Origin of the sequence: Micromonospora sp. NPDC051543, from assembly GCF_044454415.1 — a bacterium.
GTDB lineage: Bacteria > Actinomycetota > Actinomycetes > Mycobacteriales > Micromonosporaceae > Micromonospora.
In genome coordinates this window covers 44,555-68,298 of record NZ_JBITDT010000005.1, presented here as the reverse complement: position 1 = coordinate 68,298, position 23,744 = coordinate 44,555, and the positions used below count along the sequence as shown (strand labels likewise).

Below are 23,744 nucleotides of genomic sequence, written 5' to 3'. Positions count from 1 at the left end.
CTGCGCTCCCTTCCCCGGTATCGACCATGCTCGCATCCGCAGGAACTTCACGCGAGGTGTTCGGCCTGCTACTACAGTCGGGTCGTGCCCGGCGCGCCGCTCAAGCCGATGCTCGCGATGACCGGGCCGCTCCCGGCGGGTGACGGCTGGGCGTACGAGTTCAAGTGGGACGGGGTCCGGGCGCTCGCCAACATCTCCGGCGGTGCCCAACACCTGTATGCCCGCTCCGGCGTGGAGATCACCGCCGCGTACCCGGAGTTGGCCACCCTGCCCGAGCAGGTCGACGACGCGCTGCTCGACGGCGAGGTGGTGCTGCTGGGCGAGGGTGGGCAGCCGTCGTTCACGGCGCTGGCCGAGCGGATGCACGTGCGGGACCGCAACAAGGCCGCCCGGCTGGCGGCGGTCATGCCGGTGACGTACATGATCTTCGACCTGCTGCGCCTGAACGGCGACGACCTGACCGGCTGGTCGTACGAGCGTCGCCGGGAGGCCCTGGACGCGCTCGCGCTCGGCGGCGCGCGGTGGGCGGTGCCGCCGGTGTTCGCCGACGGCCCGGCCACGTACGAGGCCGCCGGGGAGCACGGTCTGGAGGGGGTGATGGCCAAGCGGGTGGGGGCCGTCTACCGCCCCGGGGTGCGCTCGCCCGACTGGGTGAAGGTCAAACTGGAGGTGACCGGGGACTTCGTCGTCGGGGGCTGGCGGCCGGGCGCGCGTCGCATCGGCGGGCTGCTGGTCGGGGTGCCCGGCCCGGACGGTCGGCTGATCTACCGTGGTCGGGTCGGTGGCGGGATCGGCGCGGCCATCGAACGGCAGCTCCTCGCCGAGCTGGAGCCGCTGCGGACCGGCGCGTCACCGTTCGCGGCGGGCGTGCCGCGCGAGGATGCCCGGGGGGCCATCTGGGTAGAACCCCGGGTGGTGGTGGAGGTGAAGTACGGCCAGCGCACTCCCGACGGCCGGCTGCGCTTCCCCCGGGTGCTGCGGTTGCGCCCGGACAAGCCGCCGGAGGAGGTCGACGATGCCGGCTGAGAAGCTGCGGGTGGACGTCGAGGGCCGTGCGCTGGAGCTGTCCAACCTGGACAAGGTCCTCTATCCGGCCGTCGGCTTCACCAAGGGCGAGGTGATCGACTACTACACCCGGATCTCGCAGGTGCTGCTGCCGCACCTGGCCGACCGGCCGGTCACCCGCATCCGCTTCCCGAACGGGGTGGACGACAAGTCCTTCTTCGAGAAGAACAAACCGGCCGCGACCCCCGACTGGGTACGCGTCGAGACGCTGCCGGCGCCCGGGTCGACCAAGGGCCGGGAGACCATCGACTACGTGGTCGCCGACGACCTGCCCACCCTGGTCTGGCTGGCCAACCTCGCCGCGCTGGAACTGCACACGCCCCAGTGGAAGGTCGACGAGAACCCGGACATGATGGTGGTCGACCTGGACCCGGGCCCGCCGGCCGGGCTCGCCGAGTGCTGCCCGGTGGCGGTGCTGATGCGCGACCGGCTCGCCGATGACGGCATCGACTCGTACCCGAAGACGTCCGGCAAGAAGGGCATGCAGCTCTGCTGCCCGATCGCCGGCACCCAGTCCGCCGACGACGTCTCCGCCTACGCGCGTCGGATCGCGCAGGAGTTGGAGAAGGCGCACCCGAAGCTGATCGTGTCGAAGATGGCGAAGAACCTTCGTCCGGGCAAGGTCTTCATCGACTGGAGCCAGAACAACGCGGCGAAGACCACCGTCGCGCCGTACTCGCTGCGCGCCCAGCGGACGCCGTCGGTATCGACGCCGCTGACCTGGGACGAGGTCGAGGCCGGCGCGCGCGGCCGGAAGCCGGCCGTCCGCCAGTTCACCGCCGCCGAGGTCCTGAACCGGGTCGAGGAGTACGGAGACCTGCTCGGCCCGCTCCTCGACGGCGGCCCGGAACTACCGTCCTAGGCGCGCTGCCACCGGCGGTAGCCGCGGACGACGAGAAGCACCAGAACGGGCAGCAGCCAGGTGTACCGCGCGGCGGCCGTACTGACGAACGCTACGGGGATCGAGATCGCGAAGGCGAACACCGGCACCGATATGGCCTGTGCGGCCCCCCGTACCGTCCCCGGTGGGGCGTCCGGCCGGAGCAGCCCGGCGCGGTGGAGCTGCCAGAGCAGCAGCAGCAGGCTGACGCCGACGCCGACGACCACTGCGGCGTACACGACGACGCCGACCTGTTCGGCACCCTCCTGACGGTGCAGTCGGGTGGCGAGCGGCAGCACCACGATGGTGAACAGGAAAATCAGGTTCAGCCAGGTGATCCATGGGCCCAGCCGGGCCACCCGCTGAAAGAGCCGGTGGTGTACCGACCAGAAGGCGCCGATCACCACGAAGCTGAGCAGGAAAGACAGGTACTCCCCGGTGAGAAGCTCGCCGAGGGAGCGCCAGCGGGCCGCGTCGTCGTCGCCTTCGGGAAGTGGCAACTCGATCGCGAGCAGCGTCATCGCGATGGCGATCACCGCGTCCGAGAAGAAGACCAGGCGTTCCAGCCCTCGGTCGGTGCCATCGGTCTCGTCCGCAGGGGCACTGTCGCGAGTCGCTGCCGTCACGGCGGTCAGTCTGCCACCCGATCCGCCGGCGGCAGTGCCGCGCCGGACCGCCGAGCGTGCTGTCGAGGGACGTGACAACCTTCGGCGGTGCTGCCGCGTGGTAGGAGCGTGACCGACCAACAGAAACCCCTGTCCGCGGCGGACCGGTCCTACGTCGCGTTCGTCGAGGTGGCGTGGGAGCGACATATCCGGCTGGCCATGCTGCTCTGCGGCGACCGGTGGCGGGCCGAGGAGTTGCTCCAGGACAGCCTGGTCAAGGTCTACGAGCGGTGGAGGCGGCTGTCCCGGCTCGACGACCCGCACGCCTACCTGCGCCGGGCACTGGTCAACAACCACACCTCGATCTGGCGGCGCCGTCGCCGCGAGAGCCTCGTCGCGGACGTCCCCGACCGGGCCGCCCCGGGTGGCGGCAGCGACCCCGACGCCGACGTCCTGCGCCGGGCGCTGCTGGCGCTGCCGGCGAAGCAACGCGCGGTCGTGGTGCTGCGCCACTACGAGGACCTGAGCGAGCGCGAGGTCGCCCAGATCCTGGGTTGCTCGTTGGGCACCGTCAAGAGCCAGAACGCCCGGGCGTTGGGCGCGTTGCGACACCTCCTGAACAGATCCTTCGACTCGGTGAGCAGGTGACAGTCATGAACGACATCGACGACCGTCTGGTACGCGGACTACACGACCTCGTGGACGGCGAACCGGATTCCGCCCCGGACGTGCCGGCGCTGCTCGAGCGCGGTCGGCGTGGTCGCCGCCGCCGGGCCACCGCCCTGGCCGGTACGACCTGCGCGCTGCTGGCGTTGGGCGTCGGCACCGCCGTCACGGTGACGACGAACGCCCCACCCGAGCGTCCCGGCGTCACCGCCCAGGCCGCGCGTCCGGAGCAGGTCCCGCCGGCCCTGCGCCTGGTCTCGGCTGCCACCGCGAGCGAGAACATCAGCTACCGGATGCGCCTGGACAACTCGGGGCCGGGCGGGCTGACGTACGAGGGCGCGTTCGACCCGAGGACCGCCACGGGGTACGTCCGGGTGCCGCACGACGACTCGATCCAGACCGAGCTGCTGATCGACGGCACCCGGTACGAGGGCGCGGAACGGCCGCAGGGTGAGCTGCCGCCCGACAAGGGACCGGGCGAGACGTACGGCCGCTACGGGCAGTACCCCGGTAAATACGACCGCCTCGCGCTGCAGGGCGACGGGAACGCCGTGCTGGGCGCCGTCGCACCCGACCCGGCCGCCCTGTTCGCCGCGCTGAAGAGCGCGAATGCGACGGTCACCGAGAACCCGGACGGCACCCTGCACTTCACGTACACGGCGGCGGACCGGGACGGGTCGAGCAGCACCTCCGGTGACGTCACGCTGGACCGGGACGGCCGGATCGGGACGGTGGCGCTCACCACCGCCTGGGAGTCGACGGCGAAGGGCCGGCTGGACCGGGGGACGGTCACCTCGACGCTCGCGCTGTACGACTACGGCGTGCAGGTGACGGTCGAACGCCCGACCGACGTCGTCATGGTCTCCAGGTAGCAGTGGGTGGCCCGGCGTCCACGCTTGTGGACGCCGGGCCGGACGTGGCAGGGCCCAGTCGCCACCACGCGCCCACGACCAGGGCCAGGGTCACGACACTCACCGCCACGTCGCCGGCCAGGGCCGCCGCCGGGCTCGCCGGAAAGTACGGCGGCACCAGGTACGCGAAGGCGGCAGCGCTGACCACGTTCGCCGAGCCGGCGGCGAGCACGTGCCGCTGCCCCCAGCGCACGCCTCCCGACCAGTAGGCGACCAGTGCGCCGACCGCTGTCGCGACCGCCAGCGCGACGAGCACCCCCGCCCAGCCGGGCGTCGGGTCGGTGAAGAGGTGGGCGACGACGATCAGCAAGCCGACCCACAGCGGGTGCGGCACCTTCTGGACGCGGCCAGGGCGGAAACGACGCCAGCGGGGCAGCAGGGCCGCCGCGACGAGGGCGAGGACGACCGCCGTGGCGAAGGTCAGTTGCAGTGGGCTGGCCAGGAAGTTCTTCCGACCCTCGGGCGAGGTGAAGACCAGCAGGCTGCCGAGCAGGTAGAGCACGCCGACCACCGCCAGCCCGGGTCGCCCGAGCCACGGCCGACGTCGCCGCTTCGCGCCGAGGAACGACTCGACGAACACGATCGGCGCGCAGATCGTCAGCAGGATGTGGTTGCCCACGTAGTCGTAGGCCTGCCGGAGGCTGAACCCGAGCCCCGGCACCAGGGACGCCTCGGCGGCGGCGCGGGTGTCGGCGTACTGGGTGTCGTCGAGGTAGCCGGGGTTGAACAGCGACTGGTCCACCAGACCGGCCTGCAGGACGCCGAAGGCGGCGGCGAGCAGCACGATCGTCGGCCAACCCGCGCCGAGCCGTCGGGTGGTCTCCCGGATCAGGATCGCCGCCCCGCCGTACATCGGGCCCAGGGCGATGATCACCGGAAGGAAGTCGTCGATGGCGAAGCCACCCCACGAGCATTCGGCCGCCCACGGCGCGAGCAGCAGCAACGCCACCACCGGCACGAGCCGGCGGCGCAGCGGGAGACGGTCGGCGGGATCGGATTCGGTCGGCACGGACGCTCCTCGGCGGCTCGCGGTCGTCGTCGGTCACCGTGCGCGAGCCATCCGGCCAGCCGCTACGGCCATCGGCCGACGGAGACGGTGACCAAAGTCGTTGCGTAGGGTGGTGCGGACGTCGTCACCACCGGGAGCACGCGGATGCAGCCACACGCCACGGCCGAGGAGTCGGTTTCGCCCACCTCCACCGAGAGCCCGCTGCTCAGCTACCGCGACGAGGCGACCGGTGAGCGCGTCGACCTCACCGCCCAGCAGGTCGGCGCCTGGTCCGCGCGCAGCGCGAGCCTGCTGCGGGACGGCTGCGGGCTTGGCCCCGGCAGCCGCGTAGCGGTGCTACTGCCGCCGCACTGGCGTACCGCCGTGGTGTTGTTGGGCGCGTGGGCGTGCGGCCTGGCGGTGTCGTTCCGGCCGCGCGCCACGGCGGGCCTGCCGGTGCTGGAGCCCGGCGGCGACCGGCCGTTCGACGCGGTCTTCGTGACGCCGGAGCGCCAGGACGACTGGTTGGAGGACGTGCCGGACGCGCCGCACCGCTACCTGGTCGGCACCGGACCGGGCCGGCTCGCCGACGTGCCGCTGGGCTGGTTGGACTGGTCCGCCGAGGTGCTCCGCCACCCGGACGTGACGCCCGACCACACCGCCATCCGCCCGACGGACCCGGCGAGCGCGGACGGCACGACCTACGGGCAGTGGGGCGCGCTCGCCCGGGAGGTCGCCGGGATGCTCGACCTGCGGGCCGGCGACCGGCTGCTTGTCGATGCGGCCGAGCACGAGCAGCCGCTGAAGTGGTTGCTCGCGCCGCTGTCGGCGGGCGCGTCGGTGGTCATCAGCGCCAACCTCGACCCGGCCCGACGGGACGCGATCGTCGCCGCCGAGCAGGTCACCCGGATCCTCTGACCTGCCTAGAGCTGCGTTCTCGCCTCTTCGATCTGCCGCACGACGGCGTGAGCGCCGTGCGCCTGCGCGATGGCGTCCGCCTCGTCGAGGGTCGCGAGCGCGTCCGCGTGGCGGTCCTGCGCGGCGGCGACGTAGGCCAGCCCGACCAGGTTGGCGGCCACGCCCGGCAGCGCTCCGATCTCCCGGCGCAGCCGTGACGACTCCTCCAGCCGCTCGCGCGCTTCGTCCAGTCGACCGGCCATGTGCGCCGCGATGCCCAGGTGGCGCAGTGCCTCGGCCTCGGTCGGTTTGTCGCCGACCTGCGCCGCCAGGTGGCGGGACCTCTTGAAGTGCGGAACCGCGGTCCCGTCGTCACGCCGGATGACCTGGTGCAGGCAGCCGATCCAGAACAGCGCTTCGGCCTGGCCGCAGGTGTCGGCGAGGGCCTGGTACAGCTCGTTCGCACGCTCGAACAACGGCAGTTCCGCTGGGTCCTCGACGGGTGAGGTGTCGCCTCGGGCGCGTTCGTCGAGATACCGCGCGTGCAGGATCCGGCCACGGGCCAGCGCGGCGTCGGCCTCCACCGCGTCCAGGTCCCGTTCGGCATCGGCCAGTACGCGGGCATCGCCGCCGTACACAGCCTGTTCGTAGAGTTTTTGGGCCCGTTCGATGCGATCTTCGGCGTTCATCGCCGCCCCCGTCCTGGCATCGCCACTGCGTGCCGGATCAGCAGCCTAGTGGTCGAGGCCTGCACTGCGTGGACGGTCAGCGACAGGTGGCGCGGGCAGGCCCGCAACCGCGCGGAGCGACCCAATCAGCGCTGCCCAACCGGGTTCCGTTACATCGGCATATTCCCTGCTCAGAGGGTCTTTTGCCGATGTCGTCGACGTGTTCTCATACCGAAGCGACGGCATCGTCGAACCCGCACCGCTCCCTCACCGAAAGGTGCACCGATGCAGAGCAGATCCCCCTTCCGACTGGCGGTCCTCACCGCCACCGCCGCCACGTTCCTGGCGTCCGGCGGCGCGTCCGGGGCGCTGGCCACCGCCGCCCCCGTGACCGCCTCCCCGGGCGTCACGGCCTGCGCCAGCGAGCCGAGCGCCGCCCGCGCCACCGCGGGCGCGACGGCCCAGGAGCCGGCGCTGTACTCGAAGAACGAGGCCAACGCCTACGGCGTGATCAAGGATGCGCCGCGGCTGCCCAACGGCAGCGTCACCGTGCCGACGGTCTTCCACATGGTCTCCGACCACCCGTTCACCGCCGCCGAGACGGCCCGCTGGAAGAGCCTCATCGCGGCACAGATGACGGTCCTTAACGACTCGTACGCCGGCCGCACGGCGGCGGACGCCTCCGACACGCCGTTCCGGTTCTCGCTCGTCGACACCACGTGGACGGTGAACAGCGCCTGGTACACGGTCGAGCCGGGCAAGAACGAGCGCGACATGAAGAAGGCGCTCTACACCGGCGACTCGGAGACCCTCAACGTGTACGCGGCCAACATCGGCGGCGGGCTCCTCGGCTGGGCGTACTTCCCGAAGGGCTACAACAACGGCCGCGACTACATCGACGGCGTGGTGATGCTCGACGAGTCGATGCCGGGCGGCACGGCCGGCAAGTACGCCCTCGGTGACACGCTCACGCACGAGGTCGGGCACTGGCTGATGCTGGAGCACACCTTCGCGCACGGCTGCTCGGCGTCCGGCGACTTCGTGGCGGACACCCCGCGCGAGGCGGCACCGCAGTTCGACTGCCCGGTCGGCGCGGACAGCTGCACGGCACCCGGGCTGGATCCGATCCACAACTTCATGGACTACACGCAGGACTCCTGCATGGACATGTTCACCGCCGGCCAGGCCGACCGGATGAGCGACGCCTGGGTAGCGTTCCGCGCCGGCTGACCTGTCGGGGCTGCCGGGCAGCTTGAGTGTGTTGATCAAGAGGTTTGCGTCACCGGAATGCAGATCGGTGACGCAAACCTCTTGGTCATCTCCGGGAGGGCGCGTAGCGCCGCCGGCTGAGCCGGGGCGCGCGCCGTGAGCAGGGGGCGGTGTGGTCGGGTGGTAGGGCACACCGGCCGCCGCCGGGTAGTCGCTGATCGCAGAAAACCCAGTGGCGTACGCACTGCTGGTCCTCGGCCGACACGGTCACCCCGCCCGGCTCGACACGGGTGCTGAGCCGGGCCAGCACACGGGCGGCGGTCCGGGCGAAGATCCGGGCCCGGAACAGGTCGGGTGCGGTGACCGGCAGATGGATCACCCAGCGCTCGGTCATCGGTCGTGGCTTGCTGCCGTCGGTGGTCGTTCTTCGCGTCGGCTCAGCAGCCGGCGGATCGGGTCGCGCACGGGGGACCGCCCTTCGTCGGGTCGCGTCGAAGTGGAGGGGGCGGCCTCCGCCGGTTGCGGGCGGCGGAGACCGCCCCACCCTGCGACCGCAGCCTCGATCGGCGGTACGGCAGCAGGGCCGCGCCGGGGGAGCGCGGAGGGTGGGGTTTCGGCGGCGATGCGAGACCGGTACGAGAGGCGCCAACCGACCGCAGCAGCACCGCATCACCGACAGTGACGCTACCGATACCTGTCACCTCTGTCAACGCTCTCTTACCTGTCGAACCTGGCTGTCGCTGCTTGCCTACTTCTCCTGCGTCAGTTATTGCCGCTCTTTCACCTGTTGCTCGATACTGGGAGGGCCAACCGACTGCAAGGGGCCTTCACGTGCCGATTCCGCCGACGATGGATGAGTTGATCAACGATCTGCTGAGGCGGATCGAGGTGGGCGAGTTCCAGCCCGGGTCAAAGATTCCGTCCACTCAACAGCTGTCCGACCATTACGACGTGTCGGTGTCGACGATCCACCGAGCGGTGGCGGTCCTGCGAGAGCAGGGCGTGTTGGTTGGCCGCCCAGGCCGGGGCGTCTTCGTTGCTGAGTCCGCTCAGGACTGACCGAGGCCCGTCAATTGACCTAACGACGAAGCGCTTCGGCGACGTGGTTCAGAATTTCTGTACATGTCTCAAGGCGGCCCTGGACGGGCCGCACGCGTCGCCGCCAAGGCGCGCGGCCTGCACTCCGCTGCCGGTCCGCTCCGGCCGCGCAACACGCCCGGCGGCTGGCGCGGACAGCGGAGAGCCCAGAGGGCCGCCGCAGAACGATAGGCCGTTGATCGGTCACATGGTGGGCCGGCAGTCGGCCGAGGCGCGGTGGCCGTCGCACCGCCGCGCCGTAAGGCGAGTCACCCGTCGGCCGTGGTCGGGAGGCGGCGCGGAGTTTGCGGGGCCGCCCCTCCACGGTCAAGTGCGCGTCGCTGCGCGACAGCCCTGCGGGCCGCCCTTGACCCCGGAGCCTCTGCGACCCCTCGGGCCGGCGTTGCCGGCAGGCCAGGGGCCTGCCCGGGGTACACGCGCCGCCTCCCCACCACAGCCTCTCCGCCCACCCCGCCGGCCACGGCTGGTCGAGGTGCCGTTGACGGCTCAGGACTTGCTTCCGAAGACCAGGCCGTCAATAACGGAGGTCATTTCCGCAGCAGTCTCTCTGGCAGATTTCAGCTGTTGCGCTATCTCAGCACGTCCAGCGGCAAATCTTGCCGCAATCTCCTTCTGCTCGTTCATAGGTGGGACCGGAATCCGCAGCCCGGCGATCATCCTGGCATTGAGGTTGGGTTGATTGTTGCCACTAGCCATCGAACGCATGGGCTCGTATTGCGACATTAGGAAGTACCAGAGAAAATCGGCATCTACCCGGTCGTCAAGGTCGAACAGTACTGCGCATGCCTGATTCGTAGCGGCTTCAATTCCGAGCTTTGCGGAGCGCCCGCGAGTAGCCCCTTGGCCGTACATCGCGATCACGATCGAACCAGCGGGATACACCTTGGCACTGCTGTTCTTAACGCCAAGGTCAGTTAATGCCTCCTCCGTTGCTACAATGACCTCATTTCTAACCTCTGTGGTCTTTACCCAGGGGATGTCTCCACCGAAGTAATCGGGACGCCGACGAGAGGGCGTACCACCGCTGCCAATTTGGCAGAGCTCAATGAGGGGAACCTCGGGGAACGACGAAGCGGATACGCCCAGAGAACGTAGCAACACCATCTGCGCGCCCCAGCGCTCGACGTCGCGCCAAGGAGCGGCGAACGCCTTCGGGGTTGGTACTTCCCTCGTGGTCCGCAGCCCTACATCGGCGAGGAACCGGCTTTCGATGGCCGACTCCGTCTCCTCAGCCCCCTTTTTCATGGCCGCGACCGAATCAAGAGCCTCTCGCCAGCGCGTCACGACCGCCGATTGCCACTCAAGCGGCGGTAGTGGCAACTCGAAGTCGAGGAAGTCGTCTTCCTTGAAGCGATTCCGGCTCACGGCGGCTGAGCCCGTCGAGGCCGCGTTGACCGCTCGCACGGTAGATTCTCGTGTGAAGAACAGGTAAAGGTATTCGGGCAGGATGCGTTGCTCGTCAACCACGAATTGCGGGAACTCGTTGGAGACGTAGCAGCTGGCCAGCGATTCTGGAACAACCGCGAACGACGCCTTCCAAGCAAAGAGGCGATTGTAAATGAAGGCGGCGGGAACTAGTGGACTGACGTAGGCGGCGCTTAGTTCGTTGCCGTTGACAGTCTCACGGTGAAACACTCCTTCCCCGTACCACCTCACGCCAGCCATCTTGTAGGCAGTCTCTGCTTGCGGTCGGACGCGGTCCGTCACTAGCTTAACGAGATCCCGGGCCTTCGCGCGTGTCCACCCCACTGGCAGTGCGCCATCAGGAATCGCTGTGGTTGGTACCGACCATGCCTTGAGGTCATTCCACTGCATAATCAACGACCGCTTAACGGCTTGGGCCTGGCTGGTCATTTCGTTAGACCCGATAGGGAGAAGCTTTCCGGATTCTGACGGAACTTTTGGTACAGCTCCAGGCAAGACCTGCTTACGTCGCCCGGCAGGTTGTCATTTGGTATGAGTTCGTTCTGGTCCGGACCTCCCGTTGCGGTTATGCCAACTTTGTCGGCTTGATAGAAGAAGATCGGATAGGAGAACTTCTCCTTGAGCGATGAACGTGTCTCTTGCGCGATAAGCCTGTCCATCCGCTTTCGGTATTCCCGGAGCGCACTGGAATGCGCTTTTTGCTCGTCCGTTCTCCGGGCCAGCTTGGCAGCTTTGTATGCCTCGGTCAACCGGTCGGTTTCAGCTGCGATCTCGTCGGCATACTTGGCCTCTACCTCAACGCGCGCATCCCCGTTCGCACGGTCGTACTCCGCCTGCTCCTCAGGAGTGAACTTTTGCATGAACAGCAGCGAAGCCTTAACGCTAGCGCCTGACGAGAAAAATGTTTCAGTCGGCAGGCTGATGATTGCGCGGAGGAATCCTCGGTCTTCGCAGAACTCGCGCACATAAGCGAGAGATTGGTTGTTGAAGACACCCTCCGGTAGGACGATACCCAACCGGCCACCCGGCTTCAGCAGGGCGAGGCACCGCTCGATGAACAGCACCTCGGTTTTGGTCTTGCTCTTAGCAGCTCTCGGCAGTTCAAAGAGACTCGCAATTGGCTTCCCCACCGCTGCCTTTACTCGCGCAAGCGATTCCGCGTATTGCGTACCGTACTCTTCTTCGTAGCGCCTCTGATCTTCCCGCCGAGTTGCGACATCAGCCTCGTGGACGACGTCGCTGGGCTCAACAGTTGCACCGAACGGCGGGTTTGTGAGGATTGCGTCGAAGCGGCCTTCAAAGATTCCGTTCACATTCAGAAAGCCGTCGTGGTGATGGACGCCCGCATGCCCATCGCCGTGCATGATCATGTTCATCTTGCTTGTACGGGCCATGCGCTCATTTGCGTCGGTGCCGTAGATGCACCGATTTGCTAGCTGCCACATTCGTGAGCCAGGCCGCCGCTGGTCGAGGGTCTTATTAATCTCGGCGTACTTGGTTCGAAGGGCTGCTGCCTTCTTCTCCTCGTCCAGGCCCGTCTTCTCCAGCTCAGCCTTAAATCGCTGATACTGATCGTCCGCGTCGGCCAGAATTTGCTCACGTACAATTTCAAAGAAGCGAATGAGGAAGCCTCCGGACCCGCTGGCAGGATCGCAAATGACGTCACCCTCCTTGGGGTCAATCATTCTAATCATGAATTCGACGATAGTTCTTGGGGTAAAGAACTGTCCGATCTCGCCACGGAAGGTGCGACCCAAGAAGCGCTCGAAGGCGATTCCCTTGATGTCCTCGCTCGTGTCCGACAGGTTGTAGCGCTCCAGGAGGCGAACGATCTCCCGCCCGGTGGCCAGCTTCAGTCGGATTTCTTCGTCGTGTTCGAAGATGCGCTCATCTTCGTAAGCGATTTTTGTCTGGTCGAAAAGCGCGTTGATCGGATTCTTTGCGATCTGATCGTCGAGGTACTCAACGGTGAAGAGGTTTTTCCGTTGGCGTCGCGCTCGGAGTTCGCGCTCTACGTACACCTTGACGAAGAGAATCTTTGCGATCTCATCGAACGCTGCGGCGGGGTCCAGTTTTTCTCGGTTGCGTATGACATTGTGGCACTGGTGAAGCAGTTCCGCGAACTCGTCTTCCTTGAAGGTTTTGAGCTTGGATAGGAGTTCCCGAATCTCCTTGTCGTCCGCGTTGGCGTGGGGGATATTGCTAATCTCTTCCAGCGACTTTGGCATCTTCTCGTGCACAACGCGCCAATACTTTGTCTCTCGGCTGTTGTGGGTGACGAAGAAGCGGGCCCCTGTGAGGCGAGAGTAGTTGTCGCCCTGGCCGTAGTCACTAGGCCTGATTGTGACGTTGTCGGATTTGCATTCGACCACGATCAAGGGGTTTTTGGAATCCGCCTTATCCTTCGGCGTTCTCCAGATGATGAAGTCAGCACGCGCTCGACCGGAACCGCGGCCGGTGACCTCCAATTCCTCGTCTATTTGGTTCAGATCGAAGCCGTATTCGTTAACGAGGGTGCACAGGTAGTCCTGCCGCACGGTTTCTTCGGGGGTCTCGGTCAGCCACTTCTTCCGAATGTGGCTCCAAACCTTCCCGCCTTGTCGGCGGACGGCGAGCGGTTCAGGCATTTGTCGGTCCTTAAGCCCTTCGACGCGGCGCTAGTTCGATTTTCGCGGACAGCGTGAGGTTGGATGTTACTCCGGCTTCCGAGGGATCCGGAGGCACGGCGGCGCGCCGAGCGGTAGCGAGCGTGCTAAGAACAGGCGCGACCGTGCCGTCTCGTTCCCGCATGCTTGGCCCGACCAGGCTCTCCGAGAGGCTTGGGCTCGGGCAACTGGCGGAATGACTGTCGACAGCAACTGCGTCAGACGACGGCACACTGGCGAGCGCTGTCATGGACGAGGCCCGAGCGTACAGCTGAGGGCCAGACCTGTGTCGGTCGCGATGCACAGAGCTCTTGTCGAGGCGTCGGACAGCGAGGCAGCGGGGGCCGGCCGGGGCCGCCGGCGGAACGGCTGCCGACAGCAACGCTGATAGCAACGCCACGGGACGGCGGCACGCTGACGCACGGCTGCATGGACGAGGATCCAAGCATGCGGTCGTTGCCGGACGCGTGCGGACACGACGCACAGAGCTTGTAAGCGAGGCGTCAAACAGCGAGGCAGCAAGAAGGCAGCGGCAGCGTCGACGTGGGTCGACCCCCGACGTGAGTCGACGACGTCCGGCACCTGCTCGTTGACGCGGGCTTGCACCAGCTGGCAGCGGCCGACAGCTTCAGACCGCACCCCCCCGACGGGGGTCGAGTTCTAGCCTAGGGGCGTTAGCGGGAACCTATCCCGGAAGCTCAGCTTCGCGTGCGCGGCAGGCTAACCCCTTGGGTGCCCCGAAAGACGCAGTTGATCAACTAACTGTTCACCCTCGCTGCGCCCGTTCCTCATCGGGTCTGCGTGGCGAGTTCGCCAACGGCCGGCAGGGTCACTGAACGGCCGCGCCCACCGGCGTGCCACAGCCCTGTAGACCGGAGCGCTGGCATGCCCGCAACCGCCCGGTGGCCCCGCCGTGTCGTGACCTCGGCGGCGTTCACCCTCACCCTGCTCACCACGGCGATCCCCGCCGACGCCCACCCGTACGGCTATCCGCAGACCGTGACCATCGCGACGGACGCGGCCCGCCCCGACCTGGTGCGCCTGAGGTGGAAGCCCGGCGGTGTCGACGAGCTGACCCTCCTCGGCGTCCACCTTGGCCTGCTGCCGCAGGACCGTGTCCTGCTCGACGGGGCTGTCGACACCCGGGACACGGACGCGACAGTCCTCGCCGCCTCCCCGCTATTCGCGACCTACCTGCTCAAGCAGATGACGGTCAGCAGCGACGGGCACGCGTGCGCCGGTGTCGTCGGAAAGACGAGCGACTCCGGTGTGGACGTCGACTACACCTGCCCAGGCCCGCTCGGCGTCGCCCGCATCGAGATCCGGATGCTGAGCGACCTCGACCCCGCGTACCGCACGGTGGCGACCGGGCCCAAGGGCAAGCGCCAGGTGTACGGCCCCGACGAGTACTCCCACGACTGGCTGCTCGGCGACGCGCCCCCAACAACCGCGGCGGCCACGGCGAGCGCGGCTGATCACGGTCCGACCACCGCCTGGAAGGTCGCCAGAAGCGTCGGCCCCCTGCTACTCGTCGCGGCCGTCGGGTCGTTGCTGCGACGCCAGGTACGTCGCCGACGAGCCACCCGCGTCCGACCGTCGTCCTGAGACCGGCCGCCACCAGGGCGGCCCCCTCTGCCCGCCGCAGTCGGCATCACGGCGTCGGCGGTTCCTCGCACCCAACAAAGGAGAAACCCCGCCATGACGCACGACAAACGTGCGCGCCGGAAGCGAACACGCGGACTGCTGTCCGCGATGGCGCTCGTCCTCATCGCCGGACCGGCGACGACCCTGCATCCGGCGCTGGCCGGAGCGGAGGCCGTGCCGCCCAGCGCCACCACACCGCTGATCAACCTGAGCGACGGGCAGAACGTCGAGGGCAAGGTGCCCGTCGTCGTCGAGCCGGTCACCGAGAACGACTCGGTGACCACGCTCGCGGTCGACGGCGACAAGATCGCCGCCGTCAAGACCGCGGGCACCGCCCACTTCGCGTTCGAGATGGGTGGCAACGGCACCGAGGCCCGCTACCGCAACTACCTCACCGTCAACGGTCACACGGCCGAGGCCGACCGGGTCTACTTCCCGGACGTCCCGGGTGGGCGGGTCGGCACCCTCGACTTCCCGGGCGACTGGCTGAAGCCCGGCGCGAACACCGTCTCGGTGCACGCCGGAGCGAACTGGGTCGACACCACCACGAAGACCAGCGTCGGCTACCAGGAGCTGCCGAACGGTGAAGGTGGCCGCTGCCCCAACTACGACGACTATGCGCTGAGCAGCATCAGCCTCAGCCTGCTCGGCGTGGTCGCCGACGGTGAGCAGAACCTGTTCAGCTACAACTTCGGCGACGGCACCTGCGGCAGCTCGGCGAAGCTGCTCAACCAGGACCTGACCTTCGTCATCTCCGGCACCCCGGGCAGCACGTCCGGCCTGCGTACCGACCTCGACACCACGAAGCTCTCCAACGGTACGCACACCGTCAGCGCGACGAGCCTGTCGGGCGCGAAGACGAGCGTCACGGTCGACGTCAACAACGCCCCGGCCGGCGCGGCGGTGGTCACCCCCGGTGACGGCGCCCGCGTACGCGGAACCCAGCCGGTCATCGCCGCGCTCGCGTCCGCCGGCAAGGACCGCGTCGAGTCGCTCGCGATCGACGACAAGCCGGCCGAGAACGCGGAGATGCTGGCCGCCGGCACCGCCACCCTCGGCCTGGCCGTCGAGGCCGGCAACTCGATCGAGGCGCGCTACCAGAACTACGCGCTGGTCAACGGCCACCGGGTCGACCTCGGCGGTGACTACGGCGCGCTCGGTGCGGAGGCCGTGAAGCTGGCGTTCCCGAACCGGTTCCTGCACCTCGGCGACAACGTCGTCGAGGTGAAGACCGGCGACTACAACGGCACGCTCAACGGCGTCACCTGCGCCAACCACGACGACTTCAAGCTCACCCGAGCGGCCACGAGCCTCACCCTGAGCACGGCCGGCACGGTGACGGCCGGCACCACGTACCTCGTCACCACCAGCGGCACGACCGTGACGAAGGCGGAGACGACCGACCCGTCGCTGGCGTTGGGCGACGGCACGTGCGGGGCCAACAAGGACGCCGAGTTCCACTTCACCGTCGCGGGCGCGCCGACGACGCGTACCGTCGACACCCTCGCGGCCGGGAGCGACGCCCACCTGAAGGTGTTCGTCGGGGGGAACGGCAGCGACAATGGGTACGACAACAAGGTGCTGGTCAACGGCATCCCGCTGGAGATCGGGATGTGGGAGAAGGAGGTCGCCGACCTCGCCTTCCCGAACGAGTGGCTGGTGCCGGGCGTCAACGCCCTGGAGTTCGTGGCGGGCAGCGACCACGGCGGTGCCAAGCCGGGCGGCTGCGACAACTACGACGACTTCACGCTGCGGGACTTCGAGCTGCTGCCCAGCGGCGCGAAGGCCACCCAGCTGACCCGCTCGGTCGCGCAGACGACGGTCACCATCGGCTCGGCCACCTACCCGGCCGGCTCGCCCGTGACCACGTACATCGGTGACGGCACCTGCGGCAGCAGCTTCAACGGTGTCCTCACCACGATGGTCCTGTTCGACGTCACCGCCCAGGACGGCTCGGCGCTGCCGGCGCTGGGCAAGCGCGCCGACGTGGACACCACGACGATCGCGGACGGTGCCCACACCATCAAGGCGGTTGTCGGCGACAAGACCTCCACCCGGCGGTTCACCACCGACAACACCGCCCCGGAGATCGCCAGCAGCGTCCCGGCGGCCGGTCAGCGGCTGACGTCGACGGTGGCGCTCGACGTCGGCGTCAAGGACGCCAGCGGCGTGGTCGGCACGCCGGCCATCACGCTCGACGGCGCGGCCGTCAAGCAGGGCGACCAGATCGGTCACGGCCTGCCGGCCGGCGAACACACCATCGCGATGACGGCGACCGACGCGCTCGGCAACACCGCGACCCGCGAGGTGCGCTTCAGCAGCGCGAGCATCCCGGACGTCCCGATCGAGCTGAACGCCACGGTCCGGAACACCGACCCGCTCTCGGCGGAGCTGTCCGCCCGGATCCCCGGCGCCGAGGGTGTCGGGCTGACCGCGACCTTCACCAAGGCCGACGTCGTCCTGCCGACCAAGGGTTATCAGGGCGAGGCGGCCGACGTGCCGAGCACGCTCGACGTCCAGCACGACCGGAGCGTGGACGTCACCTCGCTGCGTCCGCTTGACGGTTCGACCATCGACAGCCCGTCCAGCCGGGGGGTGGCCTTCCAGCGGTACGACCTTCCGCTGGGCACCACCAAGCAGGAGCCGACGCTGCGTTGGTCGGGCAGCATCGACCCGGCGCGGATCGTGGCGCTGCGGGCCTGGAACCCGGCGACCGGGAAGTGGGTCGTGCTGACCAGCTCCCGTGGGCGGGCCGGGCAGGACACCGTCCTGACCGCGTCGGTCGAGGCCGGCTACCGCGACGGCGGTGTCGTGCACGTGCTGGTCACCGGCGAGGACCCGTTCGCCGATGACCTGTCGCCGCGTGACTCGACGGCGCAGAACGACAAGGACCGCTTCGAGGACCCCGCGTCGTACGACTTCTCGTTGGCGCACTTCACCGACACCCAGTACGTCACCGAGGGCGCGGCCGGCGGCACGTACGACGACTTCGACGGCAACGCCGAGCCCTCGGACGTCGAGACCGCCGAGGAGCAGGCGATCTGGTCGGCCGCGTACCGCGACCAGATGCAGTGGATCGCCGACAACGCGGACAGCCGCAAGATCGCGTACGCGGCGCACACCGGTGACGTCATCGAGAACGACTACTACGACCCGCTGGCGAAGAACCCGGACGGCTCGCTGAAGCGGCCCGGTCTGCACGAGCAGGTGCAGAAGGAACTCGCCACCGCCTCGGGCTTCCAGAAGATCCTCGACGACAACGGTGTCGTCAACCAGGTCATCGCGGGCAACCACGACGACCAGCTGGGCGCCGAGACCGGCCCCGACTCCCGGTTCAGCCGCACCTTCAGCGCCGACCGGTACTACGGGACGGCGAAGTCCTGGCCGAAGGGCACCGAGTACCACGCCTGGGACGAGCGGACGAACGCCGACGGCTCGGTCACGCCGGGTAGGGACAACCAGAACAACTATCTGCTGTTCTCCGCCGGTGGCCTGGACTTCGTGGCGGTCGGCCTGTCGTACGGCGTCACGCCGGCCGAGGCCAAGTGGGCTGACTCGATCTTCAAGCGGTACAAGGACCGCAACGGGATCCTGCTCTCGCACGACTACCTGAAGCCGTCGGCCAACCCCGACGGTCGCGGCGCGGACTTCTCCGCCCCGGACGGCTCGCCGCTGTTCAAGCAGGTCGTCGAGGCCAACCCGAACGTCTTCCTGGTGCTCGCCGGTCACGAGCACGGCGTCGGCACCAACCTGAAGTCGAAGATCGGCGTGACGGTCAGCCACGACGTCGTCGAGCTGCTGGCCGACTACCAGTTCTACACGGTCGCCGCGGCCGAGCTGTGGCCGAACCAGGTCGCCGCCGACGGCACGATCGACGTGAACGGCGACGGCACGCCGGACCACAAGGCCACCGACCGGTTGCAGTTCGGCGCGAGCTTCCTGCGGCTGCTCCAGTTCGACGTGGACCGGGCCGAGATGCACATCGACACGTACTCGCCGTTCCTGAAGAACTTCGGGGCGACCGAGTACGACATCCGCCAGGACGGCAGTCAGCCCAAGCCGCGCTACAACGGCGCGGAGGACAACCTGACTTTGCCGGTGGACCTCACCACCCGCAAGACGTCGTTCACCACCGACTCGCTCGCCGCGTACGTGCCGGCCGGCACGATCGGCACCGACGAGGTGACCTCGAACGACGTGGCCACGACGACGTGGGACAAGCTCCTGCCGGGCACCTCGTACGGCTGGGTCGTGTCGGCGAAGAGCGCCGACGGCGGCGAGGCGGTGGCCCAGCCGGCGGTGTTCACGACCGCCAAGCGGGTCCCGACGATGACCGTCACCACCACCCCGACCGCCTGGGGCACGGCGGCGACGGTGACCGTCAAGGTCGCGGCCGGCAGCACGCCGGTCACCGGCGCGGTGGAGTTGCGCGAGGGTACGACCGTGCGCGGCTCGGCCACGCTGACCAACGGCACGGCGACGTTCACCCTGCCGGTGGGGTTGGCCGGCGGCCAGCACGCGCTGACCGCCTCGTACGCGGGTGACGACCACCTGACCGCGGCCGAGGCCACCGCCACCCTGACGGTGAACCTGCCGGCGCAGTGGAGTTCGTCGACGGTCTACAACGACGGCGACCGGGTGACCTACCAGGGCCGGGTCTTCCGGGCCTCCTGGTACACGAAGAACCAGAAGCCCGGCGCGGACGCCAACGGCGCGTGGCAGGAAATCGCCATGACCGAGGACGGCACCGCGATCTGGACCGCGTCGCGGATCTTCAACTCGGGCGACTTCGCCATGTACGAGGGCAAGAAGTGGCGGGCCCAGTGGTACACCCGCAACCAGAAGCCGGGTGACCGCAACGGGTCCTGGGAGGAGATCGCTCCGACGCCGCCGGACAACAGCCCGGCCGCCTGGACGCTGACCAAGGTGTACACGGCCGGCGACCGGGTGTCCTTCAAGGGCCACGTCTACGAGGCGAAGTGGTGGACGCGCGGCCAGGAGCCGGGCGACACGAACGGCCCCTGGAAGCTGATCAAGTAGACAGGGTTCGCGTGAACGCCGGCCCGGGACCGACTGCTGGTCCCGGGCCGGCGTGCGCGTTGATCGACTCGGCTTCCGTGAAACCGGGGTGTCCCGAGCGCCCCGACACCCCGCCTTCCTGAAACACGAGTCGACCAAGGCCCGGGGCGGGGCGCAGGGCGCGTCACCCGTCCGGTGGAGGCCATCCGTTCCACCCGCTCTCACGTTTGCCCTGCTCCTACGCTTCGCCGGAGGCGGGCGCGGCCGAGGCGCCGGCCACTTTCGACACCGACGGAGGGCTGATGGCGTCGAGGCGTACACCTCGGGTTGTGGTTGCGGCCTTGGCCGGCGCGCTGTTCGCCCTCGGCGTGGTCGCGCCCGGCCCGGCCGCCGCGCCGCCGCCTCGCGCGGCCCGGGCGGACGGCGACGCGGTCCCCGTGCCACGCGAGCCGCGCCCACCGCTGCTCCCCGCCGACTTCCGGGGCACCGGCCGGTACGTCGTGCGCGACCTCGGCATCGACGTGCCGTTCAGCTGGCAGGGCCGCGACGGCAACAGCCAGATGATCGCCGGCGGCCCCGAGCACCCGATCTGGTTCACGAACCTGATCTACGAGAACACGCTCTACACGCTGACCTACAAGTGGCCGAACATCCCGCTGTTCCCGCCGCGCCCGTGCAGCAAGGTGCCCGGGTTCTTCAACCGGCAGATCTTCAACGACAAGCTGAAGACGTCCCGCTATGTCGGGCCGGAGATCCTTCAGGGTGCGAACGACCGGCACGTGGACCACTGGCGGGTGGGAGTGGTCGGCGGTTCCACCGTGCCGGGGGAGTTCTTCCGGTTCCCGCTGGCGCTCGGCGACATCTACGTCGACCAGCGGGACCCGAGCCAGTGGTGGCAGGTGTTGCAGTTCGGCCTCCAGAATCTCTTCGATCCCGAGCTGGACGAGTGGTTCACGATGGACACCTTCGACCACCACCCCGGCGAGGTCACCCTCCCCGACCGCTGCCCACCCCCCACCCCCTGACCCCACCCCACCCCACCCACCCCCGCCCGTTCGCGGTGATCAAGAGGTTCGCGTCATGGATCGGGCGGAATTTGACGCGAACCTCTTGATCACCAGGGCACAAGCCTGGGGGGTTACAGGGCGAACAGGAGGGCGGCGTTCAGGAGGACGACCAGGGCCGTCGCGAAGTGGATGCCGAACGCGACAGCCTTCGTTCCGCCGTTGCGCAGCACGATGAGGGTGTCGCCCAAGGGGACGAGCGCGACGATCAGCATGTACCACGCGACCGCGTCGGCGGTGGTGAAGGCGATCAGGGCGAGGCCGAGCAGCCCGAACGTCAAATCCTTGAGCCCCTTGACCGTCAGGTAGGCGGAGTCGCCCGGCCGGGCCGGCACGCCGTATCCGGCGGCTGCGGCCTGCGGCACGAGCAGGAACCGCGCGCCGATGAAGGCGACGAAGAGGCTGAGTACGACGGCGAGCCCGTAGGCCAGGGGTGACAACATGATCCGCTCCAATTGCTAGCGCCGCTAGATATATGAGCGACGCTAGCAGAGCGTCGAAAGGAACGCTAGCGGTGCTAGGGTTCGGTCATGTCGACTCAGGTACGCCGGGAGCGCGAGCGGGCGGAACGGGAACGCGCCATCGTCGCCGCCGCCCGGGAGTTAGCCCTCGCGGAAGGCTGGGACGCGGTGACGACCAGGCGGCTCGCCGCCGAGATCGAGTACAGCCAGCCCGTCCTCTACAGCCACTTCAAGGGCAAGGACGCCATCATGGCGGCGGTCGCCGTCGAGGGCTTCGCCGAACTGGCGACCGCGCTGGTGACCGCCCGCGCCTCGGCCGCCGACCCGCGACAGGCGGTCGCCGACGTCGCGGCGGCGTACGTCGCGTTTGCCGAGCAGCGGCCCGCGATCTACGACGCGATGTTCACCCTCGCCGTGGACCTGCCGTTCGCCAGCTCGGACGTACCGACCGACCTCGCCCGGGGTTTCGCCGAGCTGGCCGAGACGGTACGCCCGTTCGTGGGGGACGGTGACCTGGAGATCTTCACCGAGGCGTTCTGGAGTGGCCTGCACGGTCTGGTCACGCTCATGCGCAGCGGCAGGCTCCGCCGAAAGGGCCACGACCGCCGGCTCGCGGTGCTGGTCGATCGCTTCTCCCGCTGAGCGAGGCCGGGTTCCAGGAAGGCGGGGTGTTGCGGTGCTCGGGACACCCCGCCTTCCAGGAAATCGAGCCGAGGCCCGAAACGGCAGGACGCGGTCAGTCGAAGGACGGTAGGGACGGGCCGAGGACGTCGTCGGCGTCGACGATCGTGTACGCGTACCCCTGCTCGGCGAGGAAGCGCTGCCGGTGTGCCGCGTACTCGGTGTCGATCGTGTCCCGAGACACCACCGTGTAGAAGTGCGCCTGCCGGCCGTCGGCCTTCGGACGCAGCACCCGACCCAACCGCTGGGCCTCCTCCTGCCGTGACCCGAACGTGCCGGACACCTGGATCGCCACCGCCGCCTCGGGCAGGTCGATGGAGAAGTTGCCGACCTTGGAGATCACCAACGTGCGTAGCTCACCGGTGCGGAACGCGTCGAACAGCCGCTCGCGTTCCTTGTTGGTGGTGGAGCCCTGCACGATCGGCGCGTCCAGGTACTCGCCGATCTGGTGCAACTGGTCGATGTACGCGCCGATCACCAACACCTGGTCGTTCGGGTGCCGGTCGACCAGGGCCTTGACCACGGGCAGCTTGGTGCGCGCGGTCGCCGCCATCCGGTAGCGCTCCTCGGCCTCCGCCGTCGCGTACGACATCCGCTCCGCGTCGGTCAGCGTCACCCGGACCTCGACACACTCGGCCGGGGCGATCCAGCCCTGCGACTCGATGTCCTTCCACGGCGCGTCGTACCGCTTCGGCCCGATCAGGCTGAACACGTCGCCCTCGCGGCCGTCCTCGCGTACCAGAGTGGCCGTCAGGCCCAGCCGGCGGCGGGCCTGGAGGTCCGCCGTGAACCGGAAGATCGGCGCGGGCAGCAGGTGCACCTCGTCGTAGACGACCAGGCCCCAGTCGCGGGCGCCGAACAGGTCCAGGTGGGTGAACGCGCCCCCCTTTCGGGAGGTGAGCACCTGGTACGTGGCAATGGTGACCGGGCGGATCTCCTTGCGCTCGCCCGAGTACTCGCCGATCTCCTCCTCGGTCAGCGACGTGCGGGCGATCAGCTCGCGCTTCCACTGCCGGCCGGCGACCGTGTTGGTGACCAGGATGAGCGTCGTCGCCTTCGCCTCGGCCATCGCCGCCGCGCCGACCAGGGTCTTGCCGGCCCCACAGGGCAGCACGACCACGCCCGACCCGCCGGCCCAGAACGCCTCGACGGCCTCGCGCTGGTACGACCGCAGCGTCCACGGCCTGCGCCCGTCCTTGCCGGCCTCGGCCAGCTCGATCGGGTGCGCCTCGCCGTCGACGTAGCCGGCCAGGTCCTCCGCCGGCCAGCCCAGCTTGAGCAGCGCCTGCTTGAGCCGGCCCCGCTCGGACGGGTGCACCCGGATCGTGTCGTCGTCGATCTTGTCGCCGAGCATGCCGGCGAGCTTCTTGCTCTTCGCCACCTCGATCAGCACCAGCCGGTCGAGCGCCCGCAGCACCAGCCCGTACGCGGGATCGTTGGCGAGCTGGAGCCGGCCGTACCGGTCCATCGTCTCGGCCACGTCCACCAGCAGCGCGTGCGGCACCGGGTAGCGGGAGTACTTGAGCAGCGAATCCACCACACCCTCGGCGTCGTGCCCCGCCGCGCGCGCGTTCCACAACCCCAGCGGGGTCAGCCGGTACGTGTGCACGTGCTCCGGAGACCGCTCCAACTCGGCAAACGGCGCGATCGCCATCCGGCAGGCCTGCGCGTCGGGGTGGTCGATCTCCAGCAGCAGCGTCTTGTCCGACTGCACGATCAGGGGTCCACCACTCACGCCAGCGTCCTCTCCTCGGTTGGCCGTCGGCACCGCCGCGGTCCTATACCCGCCGCTGGCCGACCATCCAGTGTTGCACGACG

19 protein-coding genes are annotated in these 23,744 nt (G+C 68.6%); 11 read left to right on the top strand and 8 right to left on the bottom strand.

The features are described 5' to 3' along the window. Window positions 1-84: 84 nt before the first annotated feature. Together ligD (ACIA3K_RS10410) and ligD (ACIA3K_RS10405) are read left to right on the top strand one after the other, a co-directional pair. Window positions 85-1,026 carry a non-homologous end-joining DNA ligase gene (gene ligD, locus ACIA3K_RS10410; protein ID WP_396800380.1) on the top strand — a complete coding sequence of 314 codons (942 nt, stop codon included), beginning with the start codon at window positions 85-87 and terminating at the stop codon, window positions 1,024-1,026. After that, window positions 1,016-1,927 carry a non-homologous end-joining DNA ligase gene (ligD, locus tag ACIA3K_RS10405; RefSeq protein ID WP_396800379.1) on the top strand — a complete coding sequence of 304 codons (912 nt, stop codon included), beginning with the start codon at window positions 1,016-1,018 and terminating at the stop codon, window positions 1,925-1,927. The genes ligD (ACIA3K_RS10410) and ligD (ACIA3K_RS10405) overlap by 11 nt, the downstream gene beginning before the upstream one ends. Here ligD (ACIA3K_RS10405) and ACIA3K_RS10400 read toward each other — a convergent pair. Next, a complete protein-coding gene (locus ACIA3K_RS10400; RefSeq protein ID WP_396800377.1) occupies window positions 1,924-2,571 on the bottom strand; it encodes a TMEM175 family protein in 648 nt (215 codons plus the stop codon). The genes ligD (ACIA3K_RS10405) and ACIA3K_RS10400 overlap by 4 nt on opposite strands. Window positions 2,572-2,679: 108 nt before the next feature. Here ACIA3K_RS10400 and ACIA3K_RS10395 point away from each other — a divergent pair, with 108 nt between their 5' ends. Beyond that, entirely contained in the window at window positions 2,680-3,198 is a 519-nt protein-coding gene (locus tag ACIA3K_RS10395; RefSeq protein WP_396800376.1) for a SigE family RNA polymerase sigma factor, read from the top strand. Between the two features lie 5 nt (window positions 3,199-3,203). Continuing rightward, a complete protein-coding gene (locus ACIA3K_RS10390; RefSeq protein WP_396800375.1) occupies window positions 3,204-4,088 on the top strand; it encodes a hypothetical protein in 885 nt (294 codons plus the stop codon). On the opposite strand, the gene ACIA3K_RS10385 is transcribed toward ACIA3K_RS10390, so the two are convergent. After that, the gene (locus ACIA3K_RS10385; RefSeq protein WP_396800374.1) at window positions 4,072-5,136 is read right to left on the bottom strand and encodes a hypothetical protein; all 1,065 of its coding nucleotides are present in this window, start codon (window positions 5,134-5,136) and stop codon (window positions 4,072-4,074) included. The two genes, ACIA3K_RS10390 and ACIA3K_RS10385, sit on opposite strands and share 17 nt — an antisense overlap. A gap of 144 nt (window positions 5,137-5,280) precedes the next feature. On the opposite strand from ACIA3K_RS10385, the gene ACIA3K_RS10380 reads away from it, so the two are divergent. After that, a complete protein-coding gene (locus tag ACIA3K_RS10380; RefSeq protein ID WP_396800373.1) occupies window positions 5,281-6,033 on the top strand; it encodes a TIGR03089 family protein in 753 nt (250 codons plus the stop codon). A gap of 5 nt (window positions 6,034-6,038) precedes the next feature. Here the strand turns inward: ACIA3K_RS10380 and ACIA3K_RS10375 are convergent, their stop codons facing one another. Then, entirely contained in the window at window positions 6,039-6,701 is a 663-nt protein-coding gene (locus ACIA3K_RS10375) for a tetratricopeptide repeat protein (RefSeq protein ID WP_396800372.1), read from the bottom strand. Between the two features lie 264 nt (window positions 6,702-6,965). Between ACIA3K_RS10375 and ACIA3K_RS10370 the strand changes: the two genes are divergently transcribed. Beyond that, complete coding sequence (locus ACIA3K_RS10370) at window positions 6,966-7,910, top strand: zinc metalloprotease (RefSeq protein WP_396800371.1); 945 nt, start codon at window positions 6,966-6,968, stop codon at window positions 7,908-7,910. Window positions 7,911-7,995: 85 nt separating this feature from the next. Here ACIA3K_RS10370 and ACIA3K_RS10365 read toward each other — a convergent pair whose 3' ends face one another. Next, complete coding sequence (locus ACIA3K_RS10365; RefSeq protein ID WP_396800370.1) at window positions 7,996-8,283, bottom strand: hypothetical protein; 288 nt, start codon at window positions 8,281-8,283, stop codon at window positions 7,996-7,998. A 437-nt stretch (window positions 8,284-8,720) separates the two neighbouring features. On the opposite strand from ACIA3K_RS10365, the gene ACIA3K_RS10360 reads away from it, so the two are divergent. Further along, a complete protein-coding gene (locus ACIA3K_RS10360; protein ID WP_396800369.1) occupies window positions 8,721-8,948 on the top strand; it encodes a winged helix-turn-helix domain-containing protein in 228 nt (75 codons plus the stop codon). A 525-nt stretch (window positions 8,949-9,473) separates the two neighbouring features. Here ACIA3K_RS10360 and ACIA3K_RS10355 read toward each other — a convergent pair. Both ACIA3K_RS10355 and ACIA3K_RS10350 read right to left on the bottom strand, forming a co-directional pair. Next, on the bottom strand, window positions 9,474-10,643 hold the full coding sequence (locus ACIA3K_RS10355) for a restriction endonuclease subunit S (RefSeq protein WP_396800368.1): 1,170 nt from the start codon (window positions 10,641-10,643) through the stop codon (window positions 9,474-9,476). 194 nt (window positions 10,644-10,837) lie between these two features. Next, window positions 10,838-13,039 (bottom strand): N-6 DNA methylase, encoded by a 2,202-nt coding sequence (locus ACIA3K_RS10350; protein ID WP_396800367.1) that lies wholly within the window; start codon window positions 13,037-13,039, stop codon window positions 10,838-10,840. A gap of 903 nt (window positions 13,040-13,942) precedes the next feature. Between ACIA3K_RS10350 and ACIA3K_RS10345 the strand changes: the two genes are divergently transcribed. The 3 genes from ACIA3K_RS10345 to ACIA3K_RS10335 all read left to right on the top strand — a co-directional run bounded on the left by ACIA3K_RS10345 (window position 13,943) and on the right by ACIA3K_RS10335 (window position 20,745). Beyond that, on the top strand, window positions 13,943-14,662 hold the full coding sequence (locus ACIA3K_RS10345) for a hypothetical protein (protein ID WP_396800366.1): 720 nt from the start codon (window positions 13,943-13,945) through the stop codon (window positions 14,660-14,662). A gap of 93 nt (window positions 14,663-14,755) precedes the next feature. Beyond that, window positions 14,756-19,741 (top strand): carbohydrate-binding protein, encoded by a 4,986-nt coding sequence (locus tag ACIA3K_RS10340; protein ID WP_396800365.1) that lies wholly within the window; start codon window positions 14,756-14,758, stop codon window positions 19,739-19,741. 308 nt (window positions 19,742-20,049) lie between these two features. Continuing rightward, entirely contained in the window at window positions 20,050-20,745 is a 696-nt protein-coding gene (locus tag ACIA3K_RS10335) for a hypothetical protein (RefSeq protein WP_396800363.1), read from the top strand. Window positions 20,746-20,858: 113 nt separating this feature from the next. Here the strand turns inward: ACIA3K_RS10335 and ACIA3K_RS10330 are convergent, their stop codons facing one another. Then, window positions 20,859-21,227 (bottom strand): DUF4267 domain-containing protein, encoded by a 369-nt coding sequence (locus tag ACIA3K_RS10330; RefSeq protein WP_396800362.1) that lies wholly within the window; start codon window positions 21,225-21,227, stop codon window positions 20,859-20,861. Window positions 21,228-21,314: 87 nt separating this feature from the next. Here ACIA3K_RS10330 and ACIA3K_RS10325 point away from each other — a divergent pair, with 87 nt between their 5' ends. Beyond that, window positions 21,315-21,887: a TetR/AcrR family transcriptional regulator gene (locus tag ACIA3K_RS10325; RefSeq protein ID WP_396800361.1), complete on the top strand. Its 573-nt coding sequence runs from the start codon at window positions 21,315-21,317 to the stop codon at window positions 21,885-21,887. Window positions 21,888-21,981: 94 nt separating this feature from the next. Here the strand turns inward: ACIA3K_RS10325 and ACIA3K_RS10320 are convergent, their stop codons facing one another. Continuing rightward, entirely contained in the window at window positions 21,982-23,661 is a 1,680-nt protein-coding gene (locus ACIA3K_RS10320; RefSeq protein ID WP_396800359.1) for a DNA repair helicase XPB, read from the bottom strand. Window positions 23,662-23,744 lie beyond the last annotated feature (83 nt).

Coding starts and splice junctions, on each gene's coding strand:
- ACIA3K_RS10365 (WP_396800370.1), bottom strand. CDS start 8,283: ATGACCGAGCGCTGGGTGATCCATCTGCCGGTCACCGCACCCGACCTG.
- ACIA3K_RS10325 (WP_396800361.1), top strand. CDS start 21,315: ATGTCGACTCAGGTACGCCGGGAGCGCGAGCGGGCGGAACGGGAACGC.
- ACIA3K_RS10340 (WP_396800365.1), top strand. CDS start 14,756: ATGACGCACGACAAACGTGCGCGCCGGAAGCGAACACGCGGACTGCTG.
- ligD (WP_396800379.1), top strand. CDS start 1,016: ATGCCGGCTGAGAAGCTGCGGGTGGACGTCGAGGGCCGTGCGCTGGAG.
- ACIA3K_RS10330 (WP_396800362.1), bottom strand. CDS start 21,227: ATGTTGTCACCCCTGGCCTACGGGCTCGCCGTCGTACTCAGCCTCTTC.
- ACIA3K_RS10390 (WP_396800375.1), top strand. CDS start 3,204: ATGAACGACATCGACGACCGTCTGGTACGCGGACTACACGACCTCGTG.
- ACIA3K_RS10345 (WP_396800366.1), top strand. CDS start 13,943: ATGCCCGCAACCGCCCGGTGGCCCCGCCGTGTCGTGACCTCGGCGGCG.
- ACIA3K_RS10375 (WP_396800372.1), bottom strand. CDS start 6,701: ATGAACGCCGAAGATCGCATCGAACGGGCCCAAAAACTCTACGAACAG.
- ACIA3K_RS10350 (WP_396800367.1), bottom strand. CDS start 13,039: ATGCCTGAACCGCTCGCCGTCCGCCGACAAGGCGGGAAGGTTTGGAGC.
- ACIA3K_RS10370 (WP_396800371.1), top strand. CDS start 6,966: ATGCAGAGCAGATCCCCCTTCCGACTGGCGGTCCTCACCGCCACCGCC.
- ACIA3K_RS10380 (WP_396800373.1), top strand. CDS start 5,281: ATGCAGCCACACGCCACGGCCGAGGAGTCGGTTTCGCCCACCTCCACC.